Source organism: Streptomyces sp. NPDC059695 (assembly GCF_042733785.1).
GTDB lineage: Bacteria > Actinomycetota > Actinomycetes > Streptomycetales > Streptomycetaceae > Streptomyces.
Map to the genome: position 1 here is coordinate 17,742 of NZ_JBHWFF010000054.1, position 16,728 is coordinate 34,469.

The following is a 16,728-nucleotide window of genomic DNA, read 5'->3' on the forward strand; positions in this document are numbered from 1 at the left end:
GGCCGCGCTCGCCATGGCGCTGCCCGCGGTGCCGATGGCGCTCGCCGGGCGGGCCGACGAGGCCGTGTACGCGATGCTGGGCTCCTTCACCACCACCTTCGGCCGGAACCTGCCCTATGCCCGCCGCGCCCGCGTGCTCGCCGTCGTCGCCGTGGCGATGACGGCGAGCGTGGCGTGCGGCGCGGCGTTCGCCGCCTGGGTGCAGCCGCGGAACGGGGGAGCGGGCGCCGCCGTGACGGTCGCGGCGACGGCCCTCGTCGCCGGCCTCGCGAAGTTCGCCTGCGACGCGGCCCGGCTGAGCGGCCTCGGCGCGGTGCTCCTGCTGTTCTCCTTCGCGGTGGCGGCCAACGGCGCCTCGGCCCCCGGCGACGTCCTGCCCCGGGCGGGCCTGGCCGCGTGCGGCGCGGCCGTCGCCTGGGTCCTCGCCGTGGCGGGCGTGCTCGTCCACCCGGACCGCCCCCAGCGGCTCGCCGTCGCCGCGGCCCTGCGCGAACTCGCCGACCTGTGGGACGCGAGCGGTACGGCAGACGGCGCCCGGCCCGCCCGGCACCGGGCGACCGCCGCCGTCCTCCAGGCGTACCGCACCCTCGGCGTCCTCCCCCCGTCCGGCACCGACCGGCGCGGCCGGGGCGACACCCGCGTCCGCCTCACCGACCTCTGCTGGTCGCTCCTCGTCGGCTCCGCCCGCCGCCCGACGGACGACCCCGCCGGCCTGGCCCGCACCCTGCGCCGCCAGGCCCGGCTGCTCGCGGGCCGCAGCCGGCGTGCCCCGCGCCTCCTGCCCGAACTGGCCCTCCCCGTCCTGATCGCCCGGGCCGGGACGGCTCCCCGCCCCGGACCCGCCGCAGGCCCCGGGCCCGTCCCGGCCGATCCGACCACCCTGCGCGCCACCGAACTCAGGGCCGCCGCCCTCGTGACGGGACCGGCCCACGGCCGGGCGGCGGTCCTCCTCGTCCCGGCGCTGCGGATGGTCCTCGGCACCGGTCTCGCGGGCGGGCTCGCCCTCCTCCTGGGCCTCGGGCACGGCTACTGGGCCGCGATCTCCGCCGCCGCGGTCCTCCACTCGGTCAACGTCCGGACGGCGGCCCAGCGGGCCGTGCAGCGCACCCTCGGCACGGTCGCGGGCCTCCTGCTCGCCCTCGGCGTCCTCGCCCTGGGCCCGGAGCCGGTGACCCTCGTCCTCGTGATCGTGCTGTTCGAGTTCCTCCTGGAGTACGTCGTGGCCCGCAACTACGGGCTCGGCGTCGTCTTCCTCACCCCGCTGGCCCTGCTGATGACCGACCTGGCCGCGCCCGCGCCCGCCGGGGCGCTCGTCCAGGACCGGGCGCTGAGCAGCGTGCTCGGGGTCGCCGTCGCGCTCGGCTGCGCGCTGATGGTGGTCCACGACCGGGCGGCGGTACGGGCGGTGCGCGCGCTCGCCGCCTGCGCCGACGCCTCGGAGCGGGGCGAACGGGCCCTGGAGGAGCGGGACACGAGGTCGTTCCCGCTCGTCCAGACGCGCCTGGCGGCGGCCGCCGTGGAGCTGCGGGAGGCGGACGACGCCGCGGCGGGCGAGCTGTGGCCGGCCGAGATCGACCCGACCGAGCTCGCCGCCGCGGAACGGCGGGCCTACCTCCTCCTGGACCGGCTGGCCCGCGCCGGGTGACGTGACACGGCGTGCGACCCGCAAGGCGCCGGACGGCGTGACGTCAGGAGGCGCTCTCGATCGTCACCTTGACGTGCTTCATGATCGGCTGGTCGCTCTGGGTGCTGTAGTCGCCCAGCGCGCACAGCACGTTCATCTCCGGCATGTAGCCGGCCGCGCAGCCGCGCGGGATGTCGTACGGCACGGCGAGGTAGCCCTTCAGATGCCGTCGGCTGCCGTCCTTCGCGGTGCTCGTGATGTCGACGCGACCCATGTCGGCGATCCCGCGCTCGCGCATGTCCGCCCGGTTCATGAAGACCAGCGTGCGGCAGTTCTTGATCCCCCGGTAGCGGTCGTCGTCGGAGTAGATGGTGGTGTTCCACTGGTCGTGGGAGCGCATGGTGCCCAGGGCCAGGGTGCCGGGCGCGGGCACCACGTCGGGCAGCTCCGCGCGGGAGAACTCGGCGCGCCCGGACGGGGTGAGGAAGACCAGTTCCCGGGCGGGCTGTTTGATGCGGAAGCCGAGCGGCAGCCGTACGCGCCGGTTGAAGTCCTCGAAGCCGTCGAGCGCGCGGGCCATGGTGTCCCGGATGCGGTCGTAGTCCTCGATGTACCACTCCCAGGGCGTGGTGCTCTCGGGCAGTGCGGCGCGCGCCATGCCCGCGACGATGGCCGGCTCCGACAGCAGGTGCGGCGAGGCGGGCTTCTTCATGCCGAGGGACAGGTGCACCATGCTCATCGAGTCCTCGACCGAGGTGCTCTGGACGCCCTTGCGCTGGTGGTCCTTCTCGGTGCGGCCGAGGCAGGGCAGGATGAGGGCCTGTCGGCCGTGCACGAGGTGGCTGCGGTTCAGCTTGGTGCTGACCTGCACGGTGAGCTCGCACTTCCGCAGCGCCTCGTAGGTGTACGGGGTGTCGGGGGCCGCGAGCGCGAAGTTGCCGCCCATGCCGACGAAGACCGTGATGCCGCCGTCGTGCATCGCCTTGATGGTCGCGACGGTGTCCTTGCCGTGCGCCCGGGGCGGGTCGATCTCGCAGACCTCGGCGAGCCGGTCCAGGAACGCCTCGGTGGGACGGTGGTCGATGCCGCAGGTGCGGTTGCCCTGGACGTTGCTGTGGCCGCGTACGGGCGAGGGTCCGGCGCCCTCCCGGCCGAGGTTGCCGCGGAGGAGCAGCAGGTTCACGATCTCCCGCACCGTGTCGACGCCGTGCTCGTGCTGGGTGATGCCGAGACACCAGCTGACGATCGACCGGTCGGCCTCGCCGTACACGCGGGCGGCGTTGAGGATGTCCGCGCGGCTCAGCCCCGACTGCCGCTCCAGCTCGTCCCACGGCGTGGCCTCGCACAGCGCGCGGTACTCCTCGAAGCCCGAGGTGTGCCGCTCGACGAACTCCCGGTCCAGGGCCTTCGGATCGGTCGAGGACTGCTCCAGGATCGCCTTGGCCATGCCGCGCAGCAGCGCCATGTCGCCGCCGATGCGCGGCTGGAGGTTGAGCGTGCTGGTCCTCGTCGCCTTGAAGAGGGCCATGTCCGTGAAGTCGTGCGGCACGATCGTGCGGGTGGCGGCGGCCTCGACGAGCGGGTTGACGTGCACGATCTGCGCGCCGCGGTGGTACGCCTCGGCGAGGGCGGTGAGCATCCGGGGGGCGTTCGACGCGGCGTTCACGCCGAAGATGAACAGGGCGTCGGCGGTCTCCCAGTCCTGGAGGTCCACCGTGCCCTTGCCGGTGCCCAGGGAGGCCTGGAGGGCGCGGCCGCTGGCCTCGTGGCACATGTTGGAGCAGTCGGGCAGGTTGTTCGTGCCGAGCTCGCGGGCCATCAGCTGGTAGAGGAAGGTGGCCTCGTTGCCGAGCCGTCCGGAGGTGTAGTACGCGGCCCGGTTCGGGTCGTCGAGGCCGCGCAGGGTGCCGCCGACGAGCGCGAAGGCGTCCTTCCAGCTGATCGGGACGTAGTGGTCCGACCCGGGGTCGTAGACCATCGGCTCGGTGAGACGGCCCTCGTTCTCCAGGTCGTAGTCGCTCCACCCGGCCAGCTCGGTCACCGAGTGCGCGGCGAAGAACTCGCGCCCGACCCGCTTGCGGGTCATCTCCCAGGTGACGTGCTTGATGCCGTTCTCGCAGATGTCCAGGTGGAGGCCCTTGGTGTCGTCGGGCCAGGCGCAGCCGGGACAGTCGAAGCCGGTGTTCTCGTGGTTCATCCGCATGATGGCGCGCGGTCCGTCGACCAGCGCGCCCTCGCGCACCAGGAAGTTCGTCACGCTCTTCGCGGCGCCCCAGCCGGCCGCCGGGTGGTGGTACGGACGGAATTCCGGCTCGCCCCCCGGGGTCGGGCCCACCCGGGGTTCGGCGTCGCCCTGGGCGGTCGTGTCGTCCTGGTCGGTGCTCACGGCGCTTCACCCTCTCGCCCTGCGCCGGGCGCAGGGGCATGGTGGGACAAAAGCCCCCTTCGGGCAGGCTAAGCCCCATGTTCGACGCATGCCACTCACCGCCCGGCGGTCGCGCCCGGCTGCGTACCGGATCATGCGCACCTACGCTTGCGCTGTCCCTTCTGTCCGCATTCGGTCCCATGGGAGCGCCATGGTCGTACCCCAGCCCGTCGTCGCCCCGCCCTCCCGGGCGGCCGTCTTCCTGGTGGCCACCGTCAACCCGGGCGGTGAGGCCGCCGTCCGGGAGACGCTCCAGGATCTGACGGGGCTGACCCGTTCGGTCGCGTTCCGTGCCCCCGAGGCACGCCTCACCTGCGTCGCCGGGATCGGCTCCGAGGGGTGGGACCGGCTCGTCGGAGGCCCCCGCCCCCGTGAGCTGCACCCCTTCCCGACCCTGCGGGGGCCCCGCCACCGGGCCCCGGCCACCCCCGGCGACCTGCTCTTCCACCTGCGGGCCCGGCGCGCGGACCTCTGCTTCGAACTGGCCCGGCACATCGTGGCCGCCCTCGGCGCCGCCGCGACCGTCGTCGACGAGGTGCACGGCTTCGCGTACTTCGACGACCGCGACCTGCTCGGCTTCGTCGACGGCAGCGAGAACCCCGAGGGCCCGACGGCCGCCGGCGCGGTCCACATCGGCGACGAGGACCCTGACTTCCGGGGCGGCAGCTATCTGGTCGTCCAGAAGTACGTGCACGACCTGCCGGCCTGGGACGCCCTCACCGTGGAGCAGCAGGAGCACGTCATCGGGCGCGGCAAGGGCTCCAACATCGAACTGCCCGACGACGTCAAGCCCCCGGACTCGCACGTCGCGCTCAACACGGTCACCGACGAGAACGGCGTCCAGCAGCAGATCTTCCGCGCGAACATGCCGTTCGGGCGGATCGGCTCGGGCGAGTTCGGCACCTACTTCGCCGGCTACGCGCGGACCCCCGCCGTCACCGAGCGGATGCTCCGCAACATGTTCCTCGGGGACCCGCCCGGCACCACGGACCGGATCCTCGACTTCTCCCGGGCCGTCACCGGAGGCCTCTTCTTCGTGCCGAGCACGGGCCTCCTCGACGACCTCCCCGCCCCCTCGGCCGCCGCGGCCCCCGGGCAGACCCTGGGCATCGGCAGCCTGAAAGGAGCCCCAGCACCATGACGTCCCCCGAGACCACCGGCAACCTCCACCGCGAACTCGCCCCGATCACCGCCGCCGCGTGGGCCGAGATCGAGGAGGAGGCCCGCCGCACCTTCCGCCGCAACGTCGCGGGCCGCCGCGTCGTCGACGTCCCCGACGCGGCCGGGCCCGGGCTGTCCGCCGTCGGCACCGGCCACCTCTCCGACCTGCCGGCGCCCGCGCCGGGCGTCACGGCCCGCCTGCGCGAGGCGCGGCCCCTGGTCGAGCTCCGGGTGCCGTTCACCGTCGACCGCGCCGCCGTCGACGACGTCGAACGCGGCTCCAAGGACTCCGACTGGCAGCCCGTCAAGGACGCGGCCCGCGCCCTCGCGTTCGCCGAGGACCGCACCGTCTTCGACGGGTACGTGGCGGCGGGCGTCGCGGGGCTGCGCGCCCGCAGCTCGAACCCTGTCCTGCGGCTGCCCGTCGAGCCCAGCGACTTCCCCGACACCGTCAGCCGGGCGCTCACCTCCCTGCGCCTCGCCGGCGTCGACGGGCCCTACGCGCTGCTGCTCGGCGCCGAGCCGTACCGGGCGGTCAGCGAGACCTCCGACCACGGCTACCCGATCGCCGCCCACCTCGCCCGGATGCTCGACGGCTCCCCGATCTGGGCGCCCGCCCTCGACGGCGGCTTCGTGCTCTCCACCCGGGGCGGCGACTTCGAGCTGCGCATCGGCCAGGACGTGGCGATCGGCTACACCTCGCACGACGCGACCAGCGTCGAGCTGTACCTCCAGGAGACCCTGACGTTCCTGGCCTACACGGACGAGGCCGTCGTCGTCCTGGAGCCCTGAGCCGTCAGCCCTGAGCCGGGGAACGGCCGCGGCAGCCGTGGACCGGCCGCGGCCGGTGGCCGGTCTCGTCCTCAGCCGACCGAGACCACGACCGCGGTCGTCCGGCCGTCGGGCGTGTCGTACGTGACGGTGTCGCCGGCGCCGTGACCCAGCAGCGCCCGGCCCAGCGGGCTGTCGGCGGTCACCAGGGTCGCGTCCAGGGCGTTCGCGAGCTCTCCCACGTGGAGGGCCGACTCGGTGCCGTCCGCGAAGCGCACGGTCACGCCGCTGCCCACGCCGACCGTGTCGGTGGACGGCGCCCCGGCGGCGGCGCCCTCCCGGAGCCGCCCCTCGATCTCGCTCACCCGGCCGTCGAGGCGGTCGAGCTCGTCGGCGCGCTGCAACTCGTCCGCCTGGTCGGCCCGGTCGCCGGTCTCGTCGCCACCGCCGTCCCGCAGGGTCGCGGCGACGGCCTCGCGTTCGGTGCGCAGATCGGCGAGTTCGCGCTCCAGGGCCGCGCGGGCGGCGGTGTTGAGGGGCTCGGGTCCACCGGTCATCGCTGCTCCCGGTTCTCGACGGTCGTGGGGCGGGGGAAGGGCGCGTCAGCTTCCGCTGGGACTCGGCGTGGCCTCCGTCACCGGGATGTCGAAGACGTGATCCGGCGTCACGATGCGGGTGATGGCCTGGCCGAACAGCGTGCTGGGTTCGTTGTTGTCGTGCAGGACGTCCGTGTTGAGGAGGACCACCAGCGTGGCCTTGGCCTCCGGCAGGTAGATCGTGAGCGACTCGTACCCCGGCAGGGAGCCGTTGTGGCCGATCCAGCCCTGGATGTTGAAGATGCCGAGGCCGTACCCCGCGCCGGGGATGCCCGAGGGGTACACGTGCAGCCGCTCGGCCTGCGTCTTCGGCGTCAGGAGGGTCCCGGTGGCCACCACCCGGGCCCAGGTGCGCAGGTCCTGGAGGTCGGAGATCATCGCTCCGGCCGCCCAGCCCCAGGAGGGGTTCCAGTCGGTGGAGTCCTCCAGCTTCCCCGAGGCCGTCTGCACGGTGTAGCCGTGGGCGTGCGGACTGGGGAAGGCGGCGTCCGTCGGGAACACCGTGTGGCTCAGGCCCGCCGGCTCGACGACGTTCTTCTGGATGTAGTCGTTCAGCGGTGTTCCGCTGACCTTCTCCACGACGAGACCGAGCAGGATCAGGTTCGTGTTGCAGTAGTCGAACTCGGCGCCCGGCTGGAACTGGATCGGGTGCTTGAACGAGTAGGAGAGCAGCTCCTGCGGAGTGAAGGGCCGGTACGGGTCGGACGTGAACGCCTTGTAGAAGCCCTCGTCCGCCGAGTAGTTGAAGAGACCGCTGCGCATGGAGGCGAGGTTGCGCAGCGTGATGTTGTCGCCGTTCGGGACCCCGTCGACGTACTTCGAGATCGGGTCGTCGAGACCCACCTTGCCCTGGTCGACCAGTTCGAGCAGGGCGGTCACGGTGAACGTCTTGGTCTCGCTGCCGATCCGCATGTAGAGACCGGGATCCATGGACTCGCCCGTCGCCTTGTCCGCGACCCCGAAGGAGCGGATGTACGTGCCCTTGCCGGGCGCGGAGAGGGCGACGCTGACACCCGGGACGCCCGTCTCGTCCATCACGTCCTGCACGGCCCGGTCCAGCCGGGCGCTGACGGCCGGGGTGAGCACCGGGAAGCCCGCGTCCGCCGAGGGGGACGGCTCCGCCGCCACGAGGGCGGCGGGGCCGGGGCGTTCGGCCGCGAAGGCCGCACCCGCGCCGACGGGCGCGACGAGGATCCCCACGGCCGCGAGGGCCGCGCAGACGCGCCGGTTTCGTGTGTGCGAGTACCTCACGGCGGGCCTCCTGCCGGCCGGGGACAACACTCCACCTCCAGGCTAGGTCGGCGTGGGCGCCCCCGCATCGCGGCCCGGCCCTTCTGTTAGGTTGCGGTTCTTCGCCCCGGGTCGAGAGGGAAAGCACGCCATGGCCGTCATCCACCACACCACGATGCAGCCCACCAAACTGGAACTGCTCACCGCGTGGCTGCCCAGCCGCACCTGGTACGCGGGCGGAGCCGACGGGCCCCGCCCGGCCAAGGCGGGCGGCTTCCGCCTGGACGACCCCGCGGGCGAGGTGGGCATCGAGTTCATGGCGGTCACCGACGGTGCCGGGCCGGACGCGCTCACGTACCTGGTCCCGATGAGCTACCGCGGAGCGCCCCTGGAAGGCGCCGAGGACGCCCTCATCGGCACCTCCGAGCACGGCGTCCTCGGCACGCGCTGGATCTACGACGGCACCCACGACCCGGTGCTCGTCGCCCAGTTGTACGCCCTGCTCGCCGGACACGCCGAGGCGCAGGCCCAGTCCGTCGACGACACGCCCGACCCCACCGTCGCCGCCTCGCTCGCGCCCGCCGGGAGCGCGGCGGAGCTCGTACGCGTCACGGAAGGGCCCGACCACACCGACGTGGTGGTACGGGAGACCGGCGCGGCCGCGCCCCTGACCCTGCGGATCCGGCGCGTCCTCCGTGCCGGCGAGGACGGCGGACCGGGCCGGGGCCGGGTCGTCGCCGAATGGTCCCTCGCCGACGGGACCACCGCGCGCGGCGCGTTCGCCTTCGCCCCCGGAGAGCGGGCGTAGTTCCCAGCGGAACGAGCGGGCGGGAAACAGAGAAGGCAAGGAGGAACGATCTCTCCTTGCCACTCTCAAGATATAGCGCACGGGGGGCCTTGCGGCAAGGCCCCCTCTGTGCAGCACACTCTCCGTTCGAAGCGAAGAACTGCGGAAAACGGGGCGCGAGAGATGTTCGATGTGATCGTGGTCGGCGGCGGACCGACCGGACTGATGCTGGCGAGCGAACTGCGCCTGCACGACGTGCGGGTGCTCGTCCTCGAGAAGCTGGCGGAACCGACCCGGGAGTCCCGGGGCCAGGGCCTGCACGCCCGCAGCGTCGAGATGATGGACCAGCGCGGCCTCCTGGGGAGGTTCACCGCGATCAGCGAGAAGTTCCAGGTCGGCGGCCTCTTCGGCGGCGTGATGAAGGCGTGGCCCGAGCGGCTCGACACGGCCCACCCCTACGGCCTGGCCACGCCGCAGCCGGACACGGAGCGGCTGCTCGAAGAGCGTGCGCGGGAGCTCGGCGCGGAGATCCGCCGCGACAGCACCGTCGTCGGCGTCGACCAGGACGAGGACGGGGTGACCGTCGGGCTCGCCGACGGCACGGAGCTGCGCGCCCGCTACGTCGCCGCGTGCGACGGCGGTCGCAGCACGGTGCGCAAGCTGCTCGGGGTCGGCTTCCCCGGTGAGCCCGCGACGGTCGAGACGCTCCTCGGCGTCATGGAGGTGACGGCGGACCCGGAGACGGTCGCCGCCGCCGTCGCGGAGGTCAACAGGACCCAGCTGCGGTTCGCCGTCACTCCCCTCGGGGACGGCGGCTGGCGCATCGTCGTGCCCGCCGACGGCATCGCCGAGGACCGCGCCGCCCCGGCCACCCTCGACGACTTCAGGAAGCAGCTGCGGGCCTTCGCCGGAACCGACTTCGGCGTGCACGCGCCGCGCTGGCTGTCCCGCTTCGGCGACGCCACCCGGCAGGCCGAGCGCTACCGGGTCGGCCGGGTGTTCCTGGCGGGCGACGCGGCCCACATCCACCCGCCGACCGGCGGCCAGGGCCTCAACCTCGGCATCCAGGACGCGTTCAACCTCGGCTGGAAGCTGGCCGCCGCGGTCGCGGGCTGGGCGCCGGACGGACTGCTCGACACGTACGAGGCCGAGCGGCACCCCGTCGGCGCCCGGGTGATCGCGAACACCCGCGCGCAGATGACGCTCCTCGGCAGCGAGCCCGGTCCGACCGCGCTGCGCGAACTGTTCTCGAAGCTCATGGACTTCGAGGAGGTCAACCGCCACATCACCGGCATGGTCACCGCGGTCGACGTCCGCTACGACCTCGGCGACGGCCATGAACTCCTCGGCCGGCGCCTGCGGGACATCGCCCTGGAGCGGGGCAGGCTGTACGACCTGACGCACGGCGGCCGCGGCCTGCTCCTCGACCGGACCGGGCGGCTCTCGGCGGAGCCCTGGGCCGACCGCGTCGACCACGTCGTCGACGGCGGCGACGAACTCGACGCGCCCGCCGTGCTGCTGCGGCCGGACGGACACGTCGTCTGGGTCGGCGAGGACCAGAAGGAGCTCGACGGCCTTCTGACGGAGTGGTTCGGCGCCGCGAAGGCCTGAAGCCCGCGGCGGTGACCCGACGGGCGGGTCCCGGTCCTCGGGACGCCGCCCGTCGGGAGCTCCGGCACGGGCCTGCCGTGGTCGGAGCGGTGGGTGTCGGTGGGCCGCCGGAGCCCGGGTGGTGGGCCGGTCGTGCGGGTGCCGGGGCACCGGGTGGCCGGTGCGGCGTACACCGCGCACAGGGCACCGCGTACCACGGGTCTACGGGCGCAGCGCGGTCGCCAGTTGGGCGCGGGAGCGGACGTCGAGCTTCTGGTAGATGCGGGTCAGCCGCGCCTCCACCGTCTTGACGCTCAGGTACAGCTTCGCCGCCGCCTCCTGGTTGCTCGCTCCCTGGCCCACCAGACGGGCCAGGCGCAGCTCCGCCTCCGTCAGCGACGCGAGCGCGGACACCGACTCCTCGCCCCCCGTGCCGGGGCCCACGGCCTCGCCCGCCGGGGTCTCGCTCGCCAGGGCCAGCCACGGGGCCGCCCCGGCCCGCTCGAACACCGAGGCCGCCTCGTGCAGGGCGTTCTGCGCCGCCGACCGGCGCCGGCGGCGGCGCTCGACCCGGGCCAGCGCGATCAGCGCCCGCCCCCGCTCCAGCGGCAGACCGGCCCGGCCGAAGCTGTCGGCCGTACGCGTCAGGAGATCGGCCGCCTCGTCCGTACGGCCCTCCGCCGCCAGGCACAGGGCGTACGCCCGGTCGCAGCCCAGCAGGACCGTGGACCGGCCGAGCCGCTCCGCCACCGGCCGGACCTCCGCGAGCAGGGCCAGCGCCTCGTCGCCCGCGTCCTGGCCCAGCAGCGCCTCGGCCAGCTCCTCGTGCCAGCGCAGCATCGAGGGGTCCACCGTCGACTGGGCCCGCTCGTCGGCCTGGACCCGCCGCAGGGTCTCCAGCGCCGCGGCCACGTCGCCGTTGATCAACTGGACGCGGCCGAGCGCGTACCGGCTGCGCGAGAGGAAGACCCGGTCGCCCTCCTCCTCCGAGGCCTGCACGCTGCGGCGGGCGTAGCTCGCGGCCCGCGCGAAGCTGCCGCCGGCCGTCTCCGCGAGCGCGAGCGTGTACCAGGCGGGGCCGGGGGAGAGGCCCGCCTCCAGGGTGAGCGCGAGGGACTGGCCCGCGTGCGCGAGGGCCGCCGCGCAGGCGCCCCTGCGGGACTCGATCGCGGCGAGCGTCGAGAACAGCTCGATGGTGTCCTCCACCGAACCGCGCCGCTGGACCAGCGGGAGCAGCGCGTTCAGCTCGTCCCGGGCGTCGTCGAGACGGTCGTCGAACAGAGCGTGACGGACCGTCAGAATCTGGGCGGCGTTGCGGATCCCCAGCGGGCGCTCGGCCCGCTCCAGGGCCCGCGCCTGGCCCAGTACGGTCTCGGCGTCCGGCGAGCCGAGGGCCCGCTCCATCCGCGCCTGCACGGTCAGGGCCTGCGCCGCGAGCCGGGGGTCTCCCATCGAGGCGGCAAGCGCGGCCGATTCGACCGCGGCCGTGCGCGAGCGCTCCGGATCACCGTCCGCCAGCACGTACTTGACGGCGAGGCGCAGCTGCACGGCGGCCCGCAGCGCGGTGTCGCCCTCGGAGTCCTCCATGGCGTGGACGTACATCTCGTCGAGCCCGGTCAGCCCCTGGCCCGCGGTGTCGAGCACGGCGAGCCGCGCCCTGACCCGGTCGGACGGCACCGCGTCCCGGGCGAGCAGATCGGTCGCGGCCCGCATCGCGAGGTCGGCGCGGGCGGCGCGGGCGGCCTCCTCGGCGGCGTCGACGAGCCGCGCGATCCGGCGTGTGCCGTGCCGGCCCGGGGTCGACTCGGCGGCCAGCAGGGCCAGTTCGGCGGCGAGTGCGCTGTTCCCGCGCCGCCGGGCCAGGTCGGCGGCGGCGGCGACCTCGGCGGCGAGCTCCTCGTCCGGCCGCTCGGTGGCCAGCGCCCGGTGCCGTACCGCTTCCACGGGGTCGTCCACCACCTCCGCGAGGGCCGCGTGCCCGGCGCTCCGCTCGGCCCAGCAGGCGTCGTGCACCAGGGTGGAGGGCAGCAGCCCGGCGGTGAAGGTCACCGAGCCGTCCTCGGAGAGCGAGACCAGATCGGCCCGTTCGGCCGCGGCGAGGTCCGCCTCGGCGGTGGGCCGCCCGGCGCGCCGCACCAGGGTGGCCGAGGGGCGCAGCGCGAGGGCGGCGAGCAGCAGCGTCTCGCGCACGGCGGGGGGCGCCGCGCCCAGGAGCTGGCGGGCGAGGTCGCGGGCGCGCCCGGACAGCGTCAGGGCCTCGGCGTGGTGCACCGGGGTCCGCGCGTCGGCGAGCGAGCGGCCCACGGCGAGCGCCAGCCGCGGATTGCCGCCGCTCGCGCGGTGGATGCGCCCGGCCATCCGGGAGGGCAGCCGGTGGTGGATGAGGAGTTCGGCGATCTCGTCGGCGTGCAGCGGCGGGACGCGCAGCACGTCCGCCTCCGAGGGCACCCAGAGGTGCGCGGCGTGCGGGTCGTCGGGGCGGTGGCTCTCCCGGTACGGCTCGTGGGCCTCCGCGTACGGCTCGGGGGTCTCCACCGCCACCACCCGTAGCGCGGGCGGGGCCAGATGGAGGGCGAACCGCAGCAGGTCCGCGCTGTCGGCGTCGATGTGCTGCACCCCGTCGACGACGAGCAGGACGGGGCCCCGGCAGGTCAGGGCGCGCAGGATCCGGGCGATGCCGAGGCGCAGCGCGATCGGGTCCCAGCCGCCCGCGTCGATGGGAGCCTCGCGGCAGAGCATGGCGACGGCGGTGCGCTGGGGGCCCGGCAGCTGGTCGAAGACCCCGGAGGCGAGGACCCCCGAGTCGAGCACCCCGAGGGCTCCGGCGGGGGCCCCGGGCGTCCCCGGCGGGGAGGCTCCGGGCTTCCCGGGCCCGGAGGACCCGACGGCGGGCCCGCCGGTGCCGAGACCCGGCCAGGTCACGGTCGCGGCGACCGAGGCGACGAGGGCGGCGGCGGCCGCCCCGGGTATGTCGCGGTCGGACGGCAGGGTCGCGAGCCACAGCACGGTCTCGCCGCGCGCCTCGGCGCGGGCGGCCTCGGCGAGGGCGACCTCGGTCTTGCCGACGCCCGCGGGTCCGGTGAGGAGGGCGCGGCCCCGGGTGTGCAGGGCGCGTTCGAGCCGGGTGAGGAGCTCCTGCCGGCCCACCGGGGCAGGGCTCTGTGGCGCTGTCGTCACTGTCCACCACCTCCGGCCCCTCGGGGCCCGGCCCATGAACCCCGTGCGCAGAGAATACGGAGCCCACCGGCACAGTCCAGGCCCCGTGTCCGGCATTCGGACAGAGGCGTCGTGGGCGCGTGCCCCCACAACGCCAGGACGCGCCAGTGGTGTAGACCACGGGCGCGTCGCTGACCAGCGATGATGCTGATGTGGGGGGTGGTTCAGTGGTGGTGCGGTGGTGCGTCAGAAGGTGAGGCTCCACGAGTCGATGTAGCCGGTGTCACCCGTGGCCACATCGCGGACCTGGAGCTTCCAGGTGCCGTTGGCGACCTCGCTCGACGCGTCGACGGTGTACGTGGCGACGACGTTGTCGGCGCTGTCCGAGGACGAGGAGGCCTTCAGGTTGCGCACCGTGCCGTCGGGGGCGACCAGGTCGACGACCAGGTCCCCGCGCCAGGTGTGCTTGATGTCCACGCCGACCTTGAGGGTGGCGGGGGCGTTGCCCGTGCGGCCGGTGACGGCGATCGCGGACGTCACGGTGGTGTTGTCCGGGATCTGGACGTCCGTCGCGTTGGTGAAGACGGTGCCGGTCGGCGGGGTCGTGTCGAGGACCGCGTTCACGGACTTCGCGGAGTCGGCGATGCCGGTGCCGCAGCCGCCGGTGCAGGTGCCGGGCAGCGGGCGGGCGTTGGTCTTGATCGCGGACTCGATCTCGGCCGGGGTGAGGGTGCTCTTGGCCGACTTCAGGAGGGCGGCGAGGCCGGCGATGTGCGGCGCCGCCATCGAGGTGCCCTGGTAGGGCTTGTAGTTCTCGGTCGACTGGGTCGTCAGACCCGAGTTCAGCGTGGAGTAGATGCCGTTCTCGGGGGTGGTGACGGTACCGGGCGTGTCGGTGGCGTTGCGGGTCTCGCCGCCGGGCGCGGCCACGTCCACGATGGTGCCGTAGTTGGAGTAGTACGACCGGGAACCGGCGCGGTTGGTCGACGCCACGGTGATGACGTTCGAGCAGTTCGCGGGGGTGAAACCGGAGGCGTTGGCGTTGCTGTTGCCCGCGGCGACGACGACGGTGGTGCCGCGTGCGACGGCGCCGTTGATCGCGGTCTGGTAGACGCTCGGGCAGGTGGAGCTGGCGCCGCCGAGGCTCAGGTTGATCACCTTCGCCGGGGTCGCGTTGGCCGGGATGCCGGGCACGGTGCCGCCGGAGGCCCAGGTGATGGCGTCGGCGATGTCGGAGGACGAGCCGCCGCACTTGCCGAGCACCCGCACGGGCTGGATCTTCGCGTTGTACGCGATGCCCGCGATGCCCTTGGTGTTGTTCGTGGTCGCGGCGATGGTGCCGGCCACGTGGGTGCCGTGCCAGGAGGAGTTGGAGGCCGTGGAGCCGGCGCCGCACTCGCCGGCGGTGGCGTTCCAGTCGCCCTCGTCCTTCGGGTCCGCGTCGCGGCCGTTGCCGTCGCGGGCGTCGGCGGAGGTCGAGATGAAGTCGTAGCCGGAGACGATGTTGCCCGCCACGTCCGAGTGGGCCGCGTAACCGGTGTCGATGACGGCGACGGTGACGCCGGTGCCGGTCGCCTTGTCCCAGGCCGCAGGAACGTTCATGCCGCCGGTGGGCTCGAAGAGGTCCCACTGCTTGGCGTAGTCGGTGTCGTTCGGGGTGACCGCCATCGCGTAGGCGCGGATGTCGGGCTCGACCGAGGCGACGGCCGGGTCGGCGCGGAACGCGTCGATGACCTCGGTCACGTCCTGCTTGGTCGCCTTGCCGCCCAGGTCGACGAGGGCGGCACCGCCGGCGAGGCGGCGCTCGAACGAGAGCTTCTCGCCCGTCTTCGCGGCCTTCTCGGCCGCGTCGCTCTTCGCGGCGGTGTTGGAACCGGCCTCGGCGGTCCGGGTCTTGTAGGTGACGATCACCTTCTCGACGGGGGCGCTGGGAAGCGCCCGCATCGCCTGCGAAGCCGGAGCCGGCTTCGGGGTGGAAGCGACCGGGGCGGCGGCGAACGCCCCGGAGGTCATGGCAGCGGCACCGAGGATCGCGGCGCTCGCGACCACGGATATGACTCTCCGCCTGGAACCGTTCAAGGTGTGGCCCTTTCGAGTACGACGTGACTGCGGAGCAGTGGCGGCGGCGCGGGACACACGGGGCGAAGTGGGGTCGCGTCCGCCGTTCCCTGGGCTTGGGGGGCCCGTGCGCCGCCACCGGCGCGACGGCCCGGGTCAAGGCCGTCCCCGGCGGACGACGCCCTCCGCATGCACCTGTCAGGGTGCGCTCGGGGGATGATATCTGCCGGTGCGGAGGACAGTAGGGAACGGGGTGGTGAACCCGATACGGGGAAAACCCTTGTCCCCCCTCACCGGGTGGTGGGGGTCCCGTGAGGGGGGAAGGCCCGGGGCTCCGCGGCGAGCCTGCAGGGCCAGGGTATGCGGCGGGGGGAGGGGCGATGCGGGCGGGGGCCCGGGTGCCCCCGAGGCCTGGGCGGCGGCCTCGGTGGTGGGCGCGCCGTCGTCTCCCCGGTATGCGGAAGGCCGGCCTCGGCCGAGTTCGAGCGTGGTGACGCCGAGGTAGTGGAACGCCGGCCTCAGCCGAGTTCGAGCGTGGTGACGCCGAAGACGCGCTCCCCGGCCACCGGGCGGACCGGGCCCGTGTACATCCGCGCCGTCTCGAACGTCGGCTCCAGGCCGCGCTCCAGGGCCAGTGCCGCCGCCGCCGGATTCGCCTCCGGCATGTCGACCGCGATCCGGTCCGCGCCGAACTCCCGGGCCTCGGCGGCGAGCCCGTCGAGCAGGGCCGCCGCGTCCGCCGGGGTGTCCGCGAACAGCGGCCCCACACGCGCCTCGTCCTCGGCGGGACGAACCACCCCGTATCCGGCCAGACGGCCGTCGACGACACGGGCCAGCGCCCGATGGCCGGGCGTGGACAGCCAGGTGTCCAGGAACCGGGGCCGGTCGGCGTGGTGGCAGGCGGCGTCGTACGCGGCGAGGGCGGCCCGGTCCGCGCGCCCGGCGGGCACCAGGCCGGCCGCCGGACGGTCGGGGGCCGGGACCGCGCCCACGTACCGCGCGGTGCGATGGGCGGACCTGAAGCCGGAGCGACGGTAGTTGTCCTGCTGCGCGGGCACCCCGTCGAGCCCGACGGCCCGGTCGCCCGCGTGGGCGAGCGCGGCGCGCCAGGTGGCGAGGCCGTGCCCGAGCCCGCGGAGGTCGGGCCGGACGAGGTAGAAGCCGAGGAACGCGTAGGCCGCGTCGTAGGTGACGACCGAGATGGCGGAGACGGGTTCCCCGTCGACCCGGCCGAGGAAGAAGCCCGCCGGGTCCTGGGCGAAGAACGCCGGGACGTCGGAGAGTCCGGGATTCCACCCCTCCCCGGCGGCCCAGGACCGCACGAGCGCCC

Annotated in this window: 11 protein-coding genes; 5 read left to right on the forward strand and 6 right to left on the reverse strand. The window is 74.3% G+C overall.

Annotation, left to right across the window (positions count from 1 at the left end; genetic code table 11):
- The first annotated feature begins 13 nt into the window (after nucleotides 1-13).
- Nucleotides 14-1,645, forward strand: a complete 1,632-nt coding sequence (locus ACFV2S_RS36095; protein ID WP_385569896.1) for an FUSC family protein — start codon at nucleotides 14-16, stop codon at nucleotides 1,643-1,645.
- A gap of 43 nt (nucleotides 1,646-1,688) precedes the next feature.
- On the opposite strand, the gene ACFV2S_RS36100 is transcribed toward ACFV2S_RS36095, so the two are convergent.
- Nucleotides 1,689-4,010 (reverse strand): FdhF/YdeP family oxidoreductase, encoded by a 2,322-nt coding sequence (locus tag ACFV2S_RS36100; RefSeq protein WP_385569856.1) that lies wholly within the window; start codon nucleotides 4,008-4,010, stop codon nucleotides 1,689-1,691.
- A gap of 190 nt (nucleotides 4,011-4,200) precedes the next feature.
- Between ACFV2S_RS36100 and ACFV2S_RS36105 the strand changes: the two genes are divergently transcribed.
- Together ACFV2S_RS36105 and ACFV2S_RS36110 are read left to right on the forward strand one after the other, a co-directional pair.
- Nucleotides 4,201-5,190 (forward strand): Dyp-type peroxidase, encoded by a 990-nt coding sequence (locus tag ACFV2S_RS36105; protein ID WP_385569860.1) that lies wholly within the window; start codon nucleotides 4,201-4,203, stop codon nucleotides 5,188-5,190.
- Nucleotides 5,187-6,002: a family 1 encapsulin nanocompartment shell protein gene (locus ACFV2S_RS36110; RefSeq protein ID WP_385569865.1), complete on the forward strand. Its 816-nt coding sequence runs from the start codon at nucleotides 5,187-5,189 to the stop codon at nucleotides 6,000-6,002. The genes ACFV2S_RS36105 and ACFV2S_RS36110 overlap by 4 nt, the downstream gene beginning before the upstream one ends.
- A 71-nt stretch (nucleotides 6,003-6,073) precedes the next feature.
- Here ACFV2S_RS36110 and ACFV2S_RS36115 read toward each other — a convergent pair whose 3' ends face one another.
- Complete coding sequence (locus tag ACFV2S_RS36115; protein ID WP_385569870.1) at nucleotides 6,074-6,538, reverse strand: GreA/GreB family elongation factor; 465 nt, start codon at nucleotides 6,536-6,538, stop codon at nucleotides 6,074-6,076.
- Between the two features lie 45 nt (nucleotides 6,539-6,583).
- Nucleotides 6,584-7,828 (reverse strand): serine hydrolase domain-containing protein, encoded by a 1,245-nt coding sequence (locus ACFV2S_RS36120; RefSeq protein ID WP_385569874.1) that lies wholly within the window; start codon nucleotides 7,826-7,828, stop codon nucleotides 6,584-6,586.
- A 130-nt stretch (nucleotides 7,829-7,958) separates the two neighbouring features.
- On the opposite strand from ACFV2S_RS36120, the gene ACFV2S_RS36125 reads away from it, so the two are divergent.
- Together ACFV2S_RS36125 and rox are read left to right on the forward strand one after the other, a co-directional pair.
- Nucleotides 7,959-8,615 (forward strand): 1,4-alpha-glucan branching protein, encoded by a 657-nt coding sequence (locus tag ACFV2S_RS36125; RefSeq protein WP_385569877.1) that lies wholly within the window; start codon nucleotides 7,959-7,961, stop codon nucleotides 8,613-8,615.
- Nucleotides 8,616-8,777: 162 nt separating this feature from the next.
- Nucleotides 8,778-10,205, forward strand: a complete 1,428-nt coding sequence (rox, locus tag ACFV2S_RS36130) for a rifampin monooxygenase (protein WP_385569881.1) — start codon at nucleotides 8,778-8,780, stop codon at nucleotides 10,203-10,205.
- A 201-nt stretch (nucleotides 10,206-10,406) separates the two neighbouring features.
- Here rox and ACFV2S_RS36135 read toward each other — a convergent pair whose 3' ends face one another.
- The 3 genes from ACFV2S_RS36135 to ACFV2S_RS36145 form a co-directional block, all read right to left on the reverse strand.
- Complete coding sequence (locus ACFV2S_RS36135) at nucleotides 10,407-13,361, reverse strand: AAA family ATPase (protein WP_385569884.1); 2,955 nt, start codon at nucleotides 13,359-13,361, stop codon at nucleotides 10,407-10,409.
- A 225-nt stretch (nucleotides 13,362-13,586) separates the two neighbouring features.
- A complete protein-coding gene (locus ACFV2S_RS36140) occupies nucleotides 13,587-15,389 on the reverse strand; it encodes a S8 family serine peptidase (protein WP_385569887.1) in 1,803 nt (600 codons plus the stop codon).
- Nucleotides 15,390-15,916: 527 nt separating this feature from the next.
- A partial coding sequence (locus ACFV2S_RS36145; protein ID WP_385569892.1) for a GNAT family N-acetyltransferase occupies nucleotides 15,917-16,728 on the reverse strand: 812 nt, incomplete at its 5' end.

Coding starts and splice junctions, on each gene's coding strand:
- ACFV2S_RS36095 (WP_385569896.1), top strand. CDS start 14: ATGGCGCTGCCCGCGGTGCCGATGGCGCTCGCCGGGCGGGCCGACGAG.
- ACFV2S_RS36105 (WP_385569860.1), top strand. CDS start 4,201: ATGGTCGTACCCCAGCCCGTCGTCGCCCCGCCCTCCCGGGCGGCCGTC.
- ACFV2S_RS36110 (WP_385569865.1), top strand. CDS start 5,187: ATGACGTCCCCCGAGACCACCGGCAACCTCCACCGCGAACTCGCCCCG.
- ACFV2S_RS36115 (WP_385569870.1), bottom strand. CDS start 6,538: ATGACCGGTGGACCCGAGCCCCTCAACACCGCCGCCCGCGCGGCCCTG.
- ACFV2S_RS36125 (WP_385569877.1), top strand. CDS start 7,959: ATGGCCGTCATCCACCACACCACGATGCAGCCCACCAAACTGGAACTG.
- rox (WP_385569881.1), top strand. CDS start 8,778: ATGTTCGATGTGATCGTGGTCGGCGGCGGACCGACCGGACTGATGCTG.